Origin of the sequence: Lactobacillus equicursoris DSM 19284 = JCM 14600 = CIP 110162, from assembly GCF_001434815.1 — a bacterium.
Taxonomy (GTDB): Bacteria; Bacillota; Bacilli; order Lactobacillales; family Lactobacillaceae; genus Lactobacillus; species Lactobacillus equicursoris.
Window position 1 is genome coordinate 13,394 of record NZ_AZDU01000001.1, and the last position, 13,598, is coordinate 26,991.

Below are 13,598 nucleotides of genomic sequence, written 5' to 3' on the forward strand. Positions count from 1 at the left end.
AACCTTCCAATCTTTGTTTGATAGTTATCTTGTTTTACTTTTTACCTGTATTTACTTAGTCTCTGGCCTGTCCAGGGTGGAAATAGTGGAAGCGGCAAACTGGGTAGTAAGCCTCATCGCCGCCAATCTGCACCTGCTCGCCTTCATAAACCGGCCGCCCATCCTTATAGCGCAAGGCCATAATTGCCTTATGCCCGCAGAAGTGGCAGATGGTCTTCATCTCCTCTATTTTATCAGCATATAAGAGCAAATACTCGCTGCCTTCAAAAAGATGGTTTTGAAAGTCATTTTTCAGGCCAAAAGCCATTACCGGAATGTGCAGCTCATCAACAATCTTAGCACATTCGATAACCTGCTCTTTTTTTAAAAATTGGGCTTCATCGATCAAAACCGCAGCCAGCGGATAGCCATCTGCCTCTTGCTCTTGCTGGTTGAGCTTAGAAATATATGCAAAAAGGTCCTGGTCAGGAGCAATTGGCTGGGCCTGACGGCTCAGACCAATTCTCGAAGCCACAACGCCGGCGCCGGACCGGTCGTCTAGGCTGCTGGTCATCAAAACCACCTTGCGACCTTGCAATTCATAGTTGTGGGCAACCTTCAAGATTTCAATCGTCTTGCCGCTGCCCATTGCTCCATATTCAAAGAAAAACTGTGCCATAGTTCCCACCTTTAATTTGTTCTGCTAAATAAGTATAGCAGTATTTTTCAAAAGTTTAAAAGCTTCGCATTTTATCCACTAAAAAATTCTCTATATGGTAAGATTTACTTTAGCCAAAATGCAAGAATAGGAAGTAAATCATGAGTATCAAATCAAGCATTGCAACTTTTGCCGGCAAGTCTTCATACTGGTTTTTGCATAACGTCTTAAAGGGCGGCACCAGTTTTCCAGGCAAGCTGGCAATGAAAATTGACCCTGAAGTCTTAGAAGACCTGGGCCAAAACTACGAAACCATTATCGTGACAGGGACCAACGGCAAGACCATGACCACGGCCTTGATCACCCAAACCCTGAAAGAAAAATACGGCGACATCCTGACCAACCCGTCCGGTTCCAACATGGCCCAAGGGATCGTCACCGCCTTTTTAGCCCACAGCCAAAAGGGCCAAAGAAAGATTGCGGTTTTGGAAGTCGACGAAGCCAACGTTAAGGCAGTCACGCAATTGGTTCACCCCAAGGCCTTCGTCTTGACCAACATTTTTAGAGACCAGATGGACCGGTATGGGGAAATCTACACCACTTACGAAAAGATCGTAAACGGGATTAAATTGGCTCCAGAAGCCACCGTCATTGCCAATGGCGATGCCAGCATCTTCTCTTCCGTTGACCTGCCAAATCCAAAAGTCTACTTTGGCTTTGAAACCGAGAAGGACAAGCCGCAAAATGACTTAAAGGCTGGCGTCAACACCGATGGAGTCTTATGCCCAAAGTGCAACCATATCCTCCACTACCACGCCATCTCTTATGCCAACTTGGGCGACTTCTTCTGCCCCAACTGCGGCTACAAGCGGCCAGAATTGACCTACAAGCTGGAAAAAATCAGCGAGCAAACGCCAAGCAAGATTGCCTTTACCATTGATGGACAAGACTTCGCCATCAACATCGGCGGGACCTACAACATCTACAATGCCTTAGCGGCCTTTGCCTGTGCCCGGGAATTTGACGTTTCCGGGGAAGAAATTGCCCAAGCCTTTGCCAAAAACAAGCGAATTTTTGGCCGGCAGGAACTGATCAACTACCAAGGCAAGGAAATCAACATTATCTTGGTAAAAAACCCAGTCGGCTTAAACGAAGTTTTGAGCCTGCTCAATACCGAAGAAGAGCCATACACCCTGGCTGCCCTCTTAAACGCCCACCACGCCGATGGGATCGACACCAGCTGGATCTGGGACGGGGACTTTGAAAGCCTGGAAAAGGAAAAAATCAAGCAAATCATTGTCGGCGGCGAGCGGCACAAGGATATGGACTTCCGCTTGAAGGTTGCCGGCTTTGATCCAGCAATCATGACGGTGGAAGCCGACTTTGATCAGTTGCCAGATGCCTTTACCAAGGCTGAGACTAAGAAGGTTTACGTTTTGTCCACCTACACGGCCATGCTCCACTTGCGGCAAATCTTTACCGACAAGGGCGTCTTGAAGCGGCGAATCAACTAATAAATCCCCATATTTTAAACCCATAGAAAAAGCTAGATCATTGATCTAGCTTTTTCTTTTGCCTTTAGCAAGTTGCTAAATTAGTTACTAAATAGCTGTCGTCATTACTGCAATCAAGGTCACAATCGCCACAAGTAAAGCTGCCTGGGCAACCGTCCGGTAGGTCCGGGCTTCTTTGACCTTGTTCTTAAAAATTAGGCTCAAGGCCATTTCGATCACAGCGATCAATAGAGCGGCAATTACTGTTAAGGCATAATACGGCTGCATCCGACTGTTAAAGCGGCCAAGAATAATGATCAAAATACCGTAAACGGCCAGAATGATGTAGCTAATCTGCTTCTTGCTCAGCTTCTTTGTTTTTTTCACGAAAATCTCCTTTGGTGTATGGTTTTCTACTTATTTTCTGCCAAAAAGGCGTGAATGATCCGGCTCCGCATGGTCAAAAAGGCCTGGTTGTGCCGGGTAGGGTGAACCCGGTTGGTCAGCAAGATCAGCCCTGACTGCTTGACGCGGTCAAAGAGGATCAAGGTGCCGGTATAGCCGGTGTGGTAGATCAAAGGGTAGTTTTTTTCAGGATCAAAAATGAGGTTCCAGCCCCAAGACCGCTCCTTTAACCCAGCTGGCGTCTTGACCTGGTAGAGGTCTTTTACGCTTTGCTTGTTTAAAAAAGGCAAATCTCTAACGCCCATATAGCCCTGGCCCAGCTTGACCAAGTCTTCCATTACGGAAAAAAGTCCCGCTGACCCGCAGCGCTTGCCCAGCTGCTGGGCCTTGGGGTCATGGACAATTCCTTGCAAGACCTGCCCATGAGCGAGTTCTGTCGGCACGCATTCAGCCTTGGGCGGGTCAAAAGTGGTTTCCGTCAATCCCATTGGCTGAATCACCCGCTCCATGGCTAATTCTTGGACGGGCTGGCCAGTCAGCCGCTCTAGAGCTAGGCCCAGCAAGACGAAGTTGGTATCGGCATAGCGGACGACCCGGTTAAACTCGCTGGTCACCGGCAAGGAGATAATGGCAGAGGCCAGCTCTTCCCCTGACAATCGGTCCCGGTTGGGGATCCAGCCCTTGATGCCAGAAGTATGGGTGAGTAGGTGGCGAATCTCTACCCGGCGATCCTGAAATTCAGGAATAAACTTTTGCAAGGGATCGGAAAAGGCCATCCGCCCCGCTTCGACTTCTTGCAAAACTAACGGCGTCGTTGCTAGCACCTTGGTGCAGCTGGCCAAATCATAGTAGGCAAAGGGGCTGAGCTGGGTGATTTGGGGATAGATGCTGGCAAAGCCCACCGTAGACGCAAAGACCTGCTGACCCTTTAAGAAGGCATAGTTGACGCCAGGCACGATCCGCTCTGAGGCTAGCGCCTCAATCAGGGTCTGGGTTTTGGGAAAATAAATCATCCTTGCCTCCTTTATGCGAAAGATAAAACTATGATCTATTATAAGCTATTGGCGCAAATCTTTATCACTTTTTTCACCATCTTGAAAAAACTTTTGCTTTTTTCTGCCTGATAACTTGACTTTCTTTTCTAAAAAAAGCATAATAATAAACGTCGGTGATGAACACTGAACTTCGCCCGTTGGTCAAGTGGTTAAGACGCTACCCTCTCAAGGTGGAGTCATGAGTTCAATTCTCGTACGGGTGATTTTACTGCGATGTAGCCAAATTGGTAAGGCAGTGGACTCTGAATCCATAATGTTCCGGTTCGAGCCCGGACATCGCAATAAAGATAAAAGCGAAGCTTGTAATCAAGCTTCGCTTTTTTGTTATCTTCTAGACTTTTTTGTTAAGGACTCAGCTATTTGATGTAGGCATTCTTGAAGTCCCAGTCAGCCCGGGTGCAGAGCCATCCCTTAACGTTTGGCCGAATCATCCATGCATCGTCTTCGTAGTAGACTGGTACCACGCCGCAGTCCTTTAGCATGATGCTTTCAGCCTGGCTCATGTCCTTCATCCGCTCGTTTTGATCATTGGTGGCCTTTGAAGCCTTGATCAAGCGGTCGTATTCACTGTTCTTCCAAGAGCCATAGTTAGAAGCGTTGGCACTGGTCAGCAATTCCAAGAAGGAAATTGGGTCGCCAAAGTCCGCTATCCAATCAGACCCACAGAGCTGGAAGTTGCCGTTTTCCCGGCGAGCCAGTCTAGTCTTAAATGGCACGCTGGTAACCGTTAGTTTGAGGCCTGACAAGTTGCTTTCCAGCATACTTTGGAGAGCTTCCCCGGTCTTCTTGGCTGAGTCCGTGTCACTGGTCAAGAGGTTTAAAGTGAGTGAGCTCTTGCCCAGTTCAGCCAGCCCCTTCTTCCAGTACTTCTTAGCCAGACTAGGATTGTAGGTCGCCATCTTCTTAGCACTTGCATCAATCATGCTCGTGTAGTCCTCGCCGTTCACCTTGGTCAAGTCCTTGGCCGTGTAGGTGTTGGCTGGCAGGTTGTTGCCGCCTAAGATGCTGGTCAGGTTCTTGCGGTTGATAGACAGAGAAATCGCCTTCCGGATATTGGCGTTAGCCAGGTTTTGGTTCTTTTCGTTTAATTCCAGATAGTAGGTCCCGCCATTTGCTAGGCTATGGTAGGCGGACTTACCCTTAAACTGCTTGGTCAGATTGGAGTCTAGGCCAAAGCCGTCCAGCTTGTTTGATTCATAGAGGTTGTAAGCCGTTGATGGGGTCTTGTTAACCGAGTAGCTGATCTGGTTCAACTTGACGCTGGACTTGTCCCAATACTTGCTGTTTTTCTCCAGCTTCCAAGATAAATTAGAGCCGGTCCAGCCCTTTTGAACAAATGGCCCGTTGTAAGCCATATACTTGGATGCCGTCCCGTACTTATCGCCGTACTTCTTGACCGCTTTTTCTTGTTGCGGGAAGAAGACTGGGAAGGCCATCAGGTCCTTAAAATAGGCCATTCTCTTCTCTAGAGTGACGACCAGCTGATACTTGCCCACAGCCTTGATACCGAGGCTAGAAACCGGCTTTTTGCCGTTTTGAATGCTGTCGGCATTCTTGATCCCGGAAAAGAGGTAGGCATATTCTGACTCGGTCTTGGGGTTAACGGTTCTGCTCCAAGAATAGACAAAGTCCTTCGCCGTCACCGGGCTGCCGTCGCTCCAAGTGGATTTACGCAAATTAAAGGTATAAGTCAAGCCATCTTTAGAAACTGTTGCACTGGTAGCCAGGCCTGGCGTTTGCCCATTCTTGCTGCTCCGGTACAAGCCTTCCATGGTGTTGACCATTTGAGTAAAGCTGACGACATCAGTTGCCTTGGAGGGGTCCATCGTAGTGATTTCCCCAGCTACCGACCAGCTCAAATCCTGCTTGCTGGAGCTGCTCTTCTTTGAACTGCCACAAGCTGTCAAGGCCGTCGCTGCTAATAGCACTGCCCCAGCTTGCCAAAACTTCTTCCGCTTCATCTTTTTCACTCCTTTTTCATCATTTTACAATCACAATCCATAAGGGATTATTTGCTGTATCCCCTTACATTCTATGTTATACTTTTACATTTTTATTTCAAGAGCGAAAAAGTAAGTAAAAAGTAAAGATTTTTGACCAAAAAGAAAAAGAGCAAAGCATTTGCTTTGCTCTTTTCATTGCTAAGATGTTAATCTTTTCGCTTGATTACAGGCGGCTTGCCAATTCGTCGTGCAAGTCTTCGTAGCCTGGCTTGTTCAGTAAACCAAACATGTTGCGCTTGTAAGCTTCAACGCCTGGTTGGTTGAATGGGTTGATCCCGTTCAAGTAGCCGGAGATTGCTACTGACAATTCGAACCAGTAGATCAAGTAGCCCAAAGTGTGTTCAGTTTGGTCGGCAATGTTCACAGTCATTACTGGAACGCCACCGTCAGTGTGGGCCAAGACAACGCCTTCGTAAGCACGGTCGTTTACGTAGTTCATGGTCTTGCCTGACAAGAAGTTCAATTGGTCCAAGTTGCTTTCGTCACTTGGGATTTCAACGTCAGCGCGTGGGCCAGCAACCCGGACTACAGTTTCCATCAAGTTGCGACGACCTTCTTGGATGTATTGACCAAGTGAGTGCAAGTCAGTGGTGAAGTTAGCACTTGATGGGTAGATGCCCTTTTGGTCCTTGCCTTCTGATTCACCCATCAATTGCTTCCACCATTCACCAAACATTCTGATGCTTGGTTCGTAGTTTTCAAGGAGTTCAGTAGTGAAGCCCTTGCGGTAGAGAATGTTTCTCAAAGCTGCGTATTGGTAAGGTGAGTCCTTAGTTACGTCGGCGTCAGTGTAAGCAGCGCGGGCGTCTGCAGCACCTTGCATCAAAGCGTCGATGTCGCAGCCAGCAGCAGCGATTGGCAATAAACCAACAGCTGACAAAACGCTGAAACGACCACCAACGTCATCTGGAACTACGAATTCTTCATAGCCTTCAGCGTCGGCTTCAGTCTTCAAGGCACCCTTCTTGCGGTCAGTGGTTGCGTAGATACGCTTAGCTGCTTCTTCCTTGCCGTACTTTTCAATCAGCTTAGCCTTTAAAACGCGGAAGGCAACTGATGGTTCAGTAGTGGTACCTGACTTAGAAATGATGTTCAAGGAGAAGTCCTTGTCGCCCAGCCAGTTGATCAAGTCTGACAAGTAAGTGCCTGACAAAGAGTTGCCGCAGAAGACAACCTTTGGATAGTCACTCTTTTCAGCCATGTAGAAGGATGAGTTCAAGAATTCAATAGCGGCTTGGGCACCCAAGTATGAGCCACCGATACCGATACCGATCAAAACGTCTGAGTCGCTTTGGATCTTCTTGGCTGCCTTCTTGATTCTGGCAAATTCGTCCTTATCATAGTCAACTGGCAGGTCTAACCAGCCGCGGAAGTCGTTGCCGGCACCAGTGCCGTCGCGGAGTTCCTTGTCAACTGCGTTAACCATTGCTTGCATTTCCTTCAGTTCGTTGTCGTGAACAAAAGGAGTTAACTTACTACTATCAAAACTAACTACACTATTCATTGATTTATGCTTCCTCACTAGAAAATGTTAAATAAATCATTCACAAGATAATAGTATCATTTATACCCTTACATTGCTAGTCTTTTTGCGATTTTTTACACAAATTTGAACTAGCTTGTAAAGGCTATACCCTAATAATACACCGCAAGTGTTAAAAAAGACATCATCGACATCGCTCACTCCGGTTAAAAGTAAAAATTGTAAAATTTCGATCGAAATTGAGCTTAGCATCCCGCTGATCAGTACCCGCCAAAAGCAGGCTTTTTGCCGCAAAAGGTTGGGGACCAGGAGACCAAAAGGCACAAAGGCCAAAATATTTCCCAGGGAATTATAGTAAAAGTCGACCTTGCTTGGGGCATAAATCATCTTCCAGGTATTTTTTAAAAAGACAAAATTGACATTGTCTAGGCTCCGGTCCCAGTGGAAGTTGAGTTCCCACGGGAAGTAGGTATAACGGAAGGTCGTCAGCATCAAAACCAAGATGAAGTAAAAGGCAAAGAGCCAAACGCCAAATTCTGATTGAACCGATCTTCTTTTCCGGATCAGCAAGAGCCAACAAAGCCGCACCAGGGCAAAGTGATTGATACTGGTCGCGTACCGGCTTGCCAAAAAGCTGTATAAGGGTCCTAAAAATAACATCTGCACCAAGCCAATCTTTTAAAGTCTGAAGTCAATTATACAAGTTTTTGACAGGGAGTTTTTTAAGAAAGGGATAACTCTTAAGAAATATTTGTCTATTTTTCCGCCAACCAGTAAAATTAAGACAGAATACAAGGAGAAATAATTTTGAAAAAGAACAACTTTCTCGGCAAAATTCAAACTAGAACCGGCTTCTTGACCCTCCTGGTCCTGACTTACTGGCTCAAGTACCTTTTTGTCGCTTATTTTGATTTTAATCTAGGCTTAGCAGATCCCTTGCAGCACATCATCATGTGGATCAGTCCCTTTGGCTTCAGCATTATCTTGCTTAGTCTCGGCTTTTACTTCTCAAAGCCCCTAGTTTCTTATATCGCCATGCTGGCAATCGACATTGCCAATACCGGGCTTCTTTTTGCCAATGTCCTAAACTACCGGCAACTTTCCGACTTTATCACCTTCAAGACCATGAGTAACTTCAGCAAGGTTTCGCAAGGGCTAGGTAAGTCCAGCGCTGCCCTTTTGGCCCCCAGCGATATCCTGCTCTGGGCAGATATTATCATCATAATTTTCTTGTTGATCTTCAAGGTCATTAAGATTGACCAAAAATCCTATGGCTTCTCGCGGGCTTTTGCCAATACTTCCTTGGGCTTTTTTGTCCTTGGCCTCAACTTGATGCTGGCTGAGTGCAGCCGGCCTCGCCTACTAAAAAACACCTTCGACCGGACCTACGTGGTCAAGTACCTTGGCATTGACGCTTTTACTGCCTACGACGGGATCAAGAATGAATCCAGCACGACCGTGACTAAAAACGCGACTAGCAGCGAATTGAACAAGATCCTCGACTTTGTTCAAAAGAATTATGCCAAACCAAATTCTACTTATTTTGGCAAAGAAAAAGGCAAAAACGTAATCGTCATCCACCTGGAAAGTTTCCAGCAATTTTTGATCAATTTGAAAATCAACGGTAAAGAAGTCACGCCATTCCTGAATTCCCTGTATAAAAACAAGCACACCCTCTCATACAGCAACTTCTACCACCAAGTGGGCCTGGGACGGACCAGTGATGCCGAAAACATGCTGGAAACCAGCACCTACGGCATTTCCGATGGTTCCCTCTTTACTTCTCTTGGCTCCACCAACACCTTCCAGGCGGCTCCGCAAATCTTGCGAAACAACGGTGGCTACACCTCTGCCGTCTTCCACGGCAATGTGGGGAGTTTTTGGAACCGAAATGACGTCTACAAGAACATGGGCTACAACTACTTCTTTGACCAAAACTACTTTAGTCAAGACGATAGCGACAGCGCCGGCTACGGCTTAAAGGATAAGCTGCTCTTCAGTGAAAGCATCAAGTATCTAGAAAAGATGCAGCAGCCTTTTTACGTCAAATATATTACCGTTACCAACCACACCCCCTTTGAGCTGGACGAAGAAGACCAGGATCCAGACTTTAAGACCAGCAACAGCTCTGACAAGACGATCAACAATTACTTCCAAACAGCCCACTACCTGGACCAATCTTTAAACGAATTTTTTGCCTACTTGAAAAAGTCTGGCCTTTACAAGAACTCCATGATCGTCATCTACGGCGACCACTACGGTCTCTCAAACGATGAATATACGACCCTGGCACCGCTAATTGGCAAGGACCCAGACGACTGGTCCAGCTTCAATACGGCCCAGATGCAGAAGGTACCGTTTATGATTCACGCCTCTAACTTAAAAGGCGGCATCAAAGACACCCTAGCTGGGGAAATCGACGTGTTGCCGACTCTCCTCCACCTCTTAGGGATTAATACGAGTCAGTACGTCCAATTTGGGACCGACATTCTGTCTAGCGCGCACAAGCAGATTGTCGTCTTTAGAAATGGCACCGTAATTACTCCGACTTACACCCTGATCGGTGGCAAAACTACGAAGGGCAATGTCTACGACTCAAAGACTGGCAAAGCCTTAACTAGCTTTACTCAAAAGCAAAAGGCCGCTATCAAGAAAATTTCTGTTTACGCCAAGCAATCCCTTGCCCTGTCAAACAGCCTGAACAACAAGAACCTGCTTCGTTACTACACGCCAAAAGGCTTTACGCCGGTGACGCCAACTTTTGACTATAGCAATAACTACCAGCAGATGATGGACATGATCGCCAGCTTGGGCAACAAGTCTACTGCCCTTTACAGTCAAAAAGGCTCAACCACCAAGCTCTATAAGACTAACGCCAGTGAACTGGTTGACCGAGAAAGTGAGATTACCAAGGTGCCTGAGAGCGTCTTAAATACTTCAACTTCCTCTAGTTCAGGATCAAGCAGCTCATCGGCAAGTTCAGCCAGCTCTAGTTCAGCTAGTTCACGCAAAAAAGAGTAGTAACAAGCAATAATAAGCAACAAAAAGCAATAAGAAATAATATTAGCCAAAAAGGCCAACAAAAAACATCTCGGTAATTACCGAGATATTTTTATTCGTCTTCGTATTTTTGCTCATAGCCCTGGTCATACAGGATGATGGTGAAGGTTGAGCCTACATTTGGCTCTGATTCCACCTTGATCTTGCCCCCGTGCTGACGCACCAGTGACAAAACGATGGACAAGCCCAGGCCAGATTCGCCGGTGCCGCCATAGCGGGCTCTGGCTGGATCAGCCTTGTAGAAACGCTCAAAGATGTACTTCTTTTGCTCCTCGTTCATCCCAATCCCAGTATCCTGAACGCTGAAAATCGTCCCGTGCTGGAAGCGCCGGCCCTTGACCGTGATCGTCCCGTTATTGGTAAATTGGATGGCGTTTTGGGTTAAGTTGACTAGCATTTGCTTCAGCCGGTCTTGGTCAGCATAGACCATCACCTCATCTGGCGTATCCAAGACGATCTTGTCGCCATTTTTGGCTGCGTTTTGCTTCAGCTGCTGTTGGACGTCAGACAGGATGTTATGGGCATTGAACTTGGTCTTGATCAACTGGTTCTTGCCGCTTCTGATCCGCTCATAGTCCAGGTTTTCGTTAACCAAGCGGATCAAGCGCTTGGCTTCCCGAGACATGAGGTCAACCGACTGCGGGATCGCTTCTTCTGGAATGGCATTATACTGCATCCCTTCCAAAAGGCCGTTAATGGTGGTCAGCGGCGTCCGCATCTCGTGTGCTACATCCTGCATGAATTGGTCTCGCCGCTTTTCCTGAGCCTTAACTTCTTCGTTAGACTTTTTCAGGGAGACCACCATTTCGTTAAAGTTCTCTGCCAGATCATCGATTTCATCTCCGCGCTTGTGGGCAACATGGACGTCAAGGTCACCATTTTTAACCTGGCGGGCCGCAATGGACAGCTTCTTAATCCGGGAGGTCTGGTAAAAGGCGATCACAAAGCTCAAAATCAAGCTGACCACAAAGGTGATGGCCGAGGCCTTGATGATGTTGGCCTTGACCTGCTGAACAGTAACCATAACGTCTTTGACCCGAGAGCCAATCATAATGGCGCCAACCAGCTTCTCGCCCGAGCTAGTGCTCTTCATCTGCGGCACGATCACCCAGGTATAGCTTTCAGCCGTAAAGAGGCGACTGCTCCGCTTGCCAGGGTCAGACCGCTTGACCCGACCCTTGATCTTAGGGGCTAGGGCTTTTTGCCCTTCACTATGGTCGTCTTTAATCCGGACAACCTGGCCCTTTTTTAAGAGCTTCTTAGCAGAAGGTTTCAAAATGTCGTAGCCGCCTAAAGGATAGGTTGTCTGCAACTTTTGGTCCATGATAAAAATCTTCAGGTTTTCATCGTGGAGGACAAAGGTTAGCTGCCCCAAGAAAGACTCTTCCTGCTGGCTTTTAGTAGCATTCTTTTGCCCGTAAAACTTCAGCTTAGAGATGTTGGTGGCATAGCCTTCAAGGCGGACATAGTTGCTTTGGTAGGCCTGCTCTTTTTGATAATTAATCGTGGAAAAACCAATAATCATCACGGCGGTTAAAATGACCACCAAAAAGCTCAAAATATGCTGATAAATCAGTTTCATGCTTAGATTTTTACCTGTGAATCGTCAAACTTGTAGCCAACGCCCCAAACGGTTTGAATGATCTGCGGGCCATACTTTTCCAGCTTTTGGCGCAGCTTCTTGATATGGGCGTCAACGGTTCTTTCTTCACCAAAGTATTCATAGCCCCAGATCAGTTCCAAAAGCTGCTCTCTTGAGAAGACCTGCTTTGGCTTTTGGGCCATGGTGTACAGCAATTCAAATTCCTTCGGCGTCAAGCCTTCGATCCGGGTGTCGTCAAAATAGACTTCCCGGCGGCTCTTAGAGATCTTGATGTGCTTAGTCTCCAGGTCAAAGTCAGTGGCTGCTTCCTTCTTTGGCGTTTCTTCTAACATTACCCGCCGGTGCAAGGCCTTGATGCGAGCAATCAGGGCCAACGGACTAAATGGCTTAGTTACGTAATCGTCTGCCCCAATGCCCAAGCCCAAAACTTGGTCAGATTCGCTATCGCGGGCCGTTAACATAATAATCGGCACAGTTTCAGAAATTTCACGAATTTCCCGGGCAACCTGAATCCCGTCTTTCTTTGGCAGGTTCAAGTCCAAGGTAATGATGTCGTAAGCATCTGGATTAGCCTTAAACTTGGCAATCGCTTCTTCGCCATCGTAGGCAGGATCTTGGTCCCAGCCTTCCTTCTTGAAGAAGAGTTCCATCATTTGTGATACTGAAATATCATCTTCAACCATTAGTATCTTCATTTTTATTCCCCTTTATCTAAGAAATTGCATAAGCGCACTATATCATTTTTACTCTAGCAAATATCTTGCACCTGCTGGCTAAAATTATGTGAAATTTGCTTGAATTTCATTTTTTCTACAAGCTCTATTCTTTTATTATAAGTTTTTTTGTTAAAAATTTCCCGTAAAAACAACTTATCCGTTAAAAAAGACAGCCCGCAGGCTGCCTTAATTAGTCATCTTCACTGGTTAAAAATTTGATAATTGCCGCCGCGAACAGGGCCACAGGAATAAGGCCAGGAGAGGCATCCAGCATGATATACTTGCGACCGTTTAGAGGTTCAGAGCTCTGAAAAGCCACATATGTAGAATCTAAGTCTGGAATATATAGGGTATCAAGTACTTTCATCGCAATCATTTTAATCTACCCGCCTTATTTTTCCACAGGATCACCCCCACATACGTGGGGAACACATAATTCCGCACTTGGGGTAGCACGCCCAATTAGGATCACCCCCACATACGTGGGGAGCACTTGCTTGAAGGCAATTCGCTTGACCTTGCTTTGGGATCACCCCCACCTGCGTGGGGAACACTGCAGAGGGCCGGACGGCTTCACCGACATGCGAGGATCACCCCCATTTGCATGAGGACTAAAGTAAGTATAGCATAAAAAGCAAAAGATCGACTTTGGCAATAAGGCGAAGAAGCCTTCGATGGATATATCCAATAAAGCTGTTTTCATATTAGTTCGTGGTTAAAAATCTAAATTTGGATCTATCATTCACGGTAACCAACACATCCACCCCCATGCTAGTTTTTGCGCAAATTTTTTCCTCCCCCTTTTACTTTACCTAACTTTACAGTATAACAAATGTTCTTGAGCGTTGGCAGAGTGGTAATGCAGCGGACTCGAAACCCGCCTGAATTGGCGCGCAGGCTCAAATCCGTACGCTCCTTAAAATATAGCCCCTAATCATTGATATAAAAATGATTTTAAAGCATCTTGGGAACCAAGCCATGTAAAAATAGAAAAAGCCTAGCTTGATATGCCCCCCGAAATTAGGACACTAATTTTTGGGGGGCACATCCATCGCTTTTTCTAGTTAGTTTCTAGTTTAAACAATAAAAAAGCCACGCACTAGTTTAGTACGTGGCTTTTTTGGGCTTTAGGGTCCTTTTGGG

Annotated in this window: 11 protein-coding genes and 3 tRNA genes; 5 read left to right on the forward strand and 9 right to left on the reverse strand. The window is 46.6% G+C overall.

Going from position 1 to position 13,598, the window contains the following annotated elements; translation table 11 throughout:
• Window positions 1–55: 55 nt before the first annotated feature.
• On the reverse strand, window positions 56–658 hold the full coding sequence (locus FC20_RS00090; protein WP_056945271.1) for a thymidine kinase: 603 nt from the start codon (window positions 656–658) through the stop codon (window positions 56–58).
• 140 nt (window positions 659–798) lie between these two features.
• Between FC20_RS00090 and FC20_RS00095 the strand changes: the two genes are divergently transcribed.
• The gene (locus tag FC20_RS00095; RefSeq protein ID WP_056945272.1) at window positions 799–2,151 is read left to right on the forward strand and encodes a Mur ligase family protein; all 1,353 of its coding nucleotides are present in this window, start codon (window positions 799–801) and stop codon (window positions 2,149–2,151) included.
• Window positions 2,152–2,238: 87 nt separating this feature from the next.
• Here FC20_RS00095 and FC20_RS00100 read toward each other — a convergent pair whose 3' ends face one another.
• The gene (locus FC20_RS00100) at window positions 2,239–2,517 is read right to left on the reverse strand and encodes a hypothetical protein (protein ID WP_008462299.1); all 279 of its coding nucleotides are present in this window, start codon (window positions 2,515–2,517) and stop codon (window positions 2,239–2,241) included.
• Window positions 2,518–2,543: 26 nt separating this feature from the next.
• Window positions 2,544–3,548, reverse strand: a complete 1,005-nt coding sequence (locus FC20_RS00105) for a serine hydrolase domain-containing protein (RefSeq protein WP_008462297.1) — start codon at window positions 3,546–3,548, stop codon at window positions 2,544–2,546.
• A gap of 173 nt (window positions 3,549–3,721) precedes the next feature.
• Between FC20_RS00105 and FC20_RS00110 the strand changes: the two genes are divergently transcribed.
• Window positions 3,722–3,793, forward strand: a tRNA-Glu gene (locus tag FC20_RS00110).
• Between the two features lie 6 nt (window positions 3,794–3,799).
• Window positions 3,800–3,872 (forward strand) — tRNA-Gln (locus tag FC20_RS00115).
• 74 nt (window positions 3,873–3,946) lie between these two features.
• On the opposite strand, the gene FC20_RS00120 is transcribed toward FC20_RS00115, so the two are convergent.
• From FC20_RS00120 to FC20_RS00130, 3 genes are all read right to left on the reverse strand, one after another.
• Window positions 3,947–5,551: a peptide ABC transporter substrate-binding protein gene (locus FC20_RS00120; protein WP_008460799.1), complete on the reverse strand. Its 1,605-nt coding sequence runs from the start codon at window positions 5,549–5,551 to the stop codon at window positions 3,947–3,949.
• A gap of 205 nt (window positions 5,552–5,756) precedes the next feature.
• Window positions 5,757–7,097 (reverse strand): glucose-6-phosphate isomerase, encoded by a 1,341-nt coding sequence (locus tag FC20_RS00125; RefSeq protein ID WP_008460800.1) that lies wholly within the window; start codon window positions 7,095–7,097, stop codon window positions 5,757–5,759.
• A 60-nt stretch (window positions 7,098–7,157) separates the two neighbouring features.
• Complete coding sequence (locus FC20_RS00130; RefSeq protein ID WP_008460802.1) at window positions 7,158–7,736, reverse strand: VanZ family protein; 579 nt, start codon at window positions 7,734–7,736, stop codon at window positions 7,158–7,160.
• Between the two features lie 147 nt (window positions 7,737–7,883).
• On the opposite strand from FC20_RS00130, the gene FC20_RS00135 reads away from it, so the two are divergent.
• A complete protein-coding gene (locus tag FC20_RS00135; protein WP_008460804.1) occupies window positions 7,884–10,097 on the forward strand; it encodes an LTA synthase family protein in 2,214 nt (737 codons plus the stop codon).
• Window positions 10,098–10,188: 91 nt separating this feature from the next.
• Here the strand turns inward: FC20_RS00135 and FC20_RS00140 are convergent, their stop codons facing one another.
• The 3 genes from FC20_RS00140 to FC20_RS00150 all read right to left on the reverse strand — a co-directional run bounded on the left by FC20_RS00140 (window position 10,189) and on the right by FC20_RS00150 (window position 12,831).
• The gene (locus FC20_RS00140) at window positions 10,189–11,718 is read right to left on the reverse strand and encodes a sensor histidine kinase (RefSeq protein WP_008460806.1); all 1,530 of its coding nucleotides are present in this window, start codon (window positions 11,716–11,718) and stop codon (window positions 10,189–10,191) included.
• Between the two features lie 2 nt (window positions 11,719–11,720).
• A complete protein-coding gene (locus FC20_RS00145; RefSeq protein WP_008460807.1) occupies window positions 11,721–12,434 on the reverse strand; it encodes a response regulator transcription factor in 714 nt (237 codons plus the stop codon).
• Between the two features lie 211 nt (window positions 12,435–12,645).
• Window positions 12,646–12,831 (reverse strand): hypothetical protein, encoded by a 186-nt coding sequence (locus tag FC20_RS00150; protein ID WP_008460809.1) that lies wholly within the window; start codon window positions 12,829–12,831, stop codon window positions 12,646–12,648.
• A gap of 464 nt (window positions 12,832–13,295) precedes the next feature.
• On the opposite strand from FC20_RS00150, the gene FC20_RS00155 reads away from it, so the two are divergent.
• Window positions 13,296–13,372, forward strand: a tRNA-Ser gene (locus tag FC20_RS00155).
• Window positions 13,373–13,598 lie beyond the last annotated feature (226 nt).

Coding starts and splice junctions, on each gene's coding strand:
- FC20_RS00145 (WP_008460807.1), bottom strand. CDS start 12,434: ATGAAGATACTAATGGTTGAAGATGATATTTCAGTATCACAAATGATG.
- FC20_RS00130 (WP_008460802.1), bottom strand. CDS start 7,736: ATGTTATTTTTAGGACCCTTATACAGCTTTTTGGCAAGCCGGTACGCG.
- FC20_RS00140 (WP_008460806.1), bottom strand. CDS start 11,718: ATGAAACTGATTTATCAGCATATTTTGAGCTTTTTGGTGGTCATTTTA.
- FC20_RS00125 (WP_008460800.1), bottom strand. CDS start 7,097: ATGAATAGTGTAGTTAGTTTTGATAGTAGTAAGTTAACTCCTTTTGTT.
- FC20_RS00150 (WP_008460809.1), bottom strand. CDS start 12,831: ATGATTGCGATGAAAGTACTTGATACCCTATATATTCCAGACTTAGAT.
- FC20_RS00090 (WP_056945271.1), bottom strand. CDS start 658: ATGGCACAGTTTTTCTTTGAATATGGAGCAATGGGCAGCGGCAAGACG.
- FC20_RS00120 (WP_008460799.1), bottom strand. CDS start 5,551: ATGAAGCGGAAGAAGTTTTGGCAAGCTGGGGCAGTGCTATTAGCAGCG.
- FC20_RS00105 (WP_008462297.1), bottom strand. CDS start 3,548: ATGATTTATTTTCCCAAAACCCAGACCCTGATTGAGGCGCTAGCCTCA.
- FC20_RS00095 (WP_056945272.1), top strand. CDS start 799: ATGAGTATCAAATCAAGCATTGCAACTTTTGCCGGCAAGTCTTCATAC.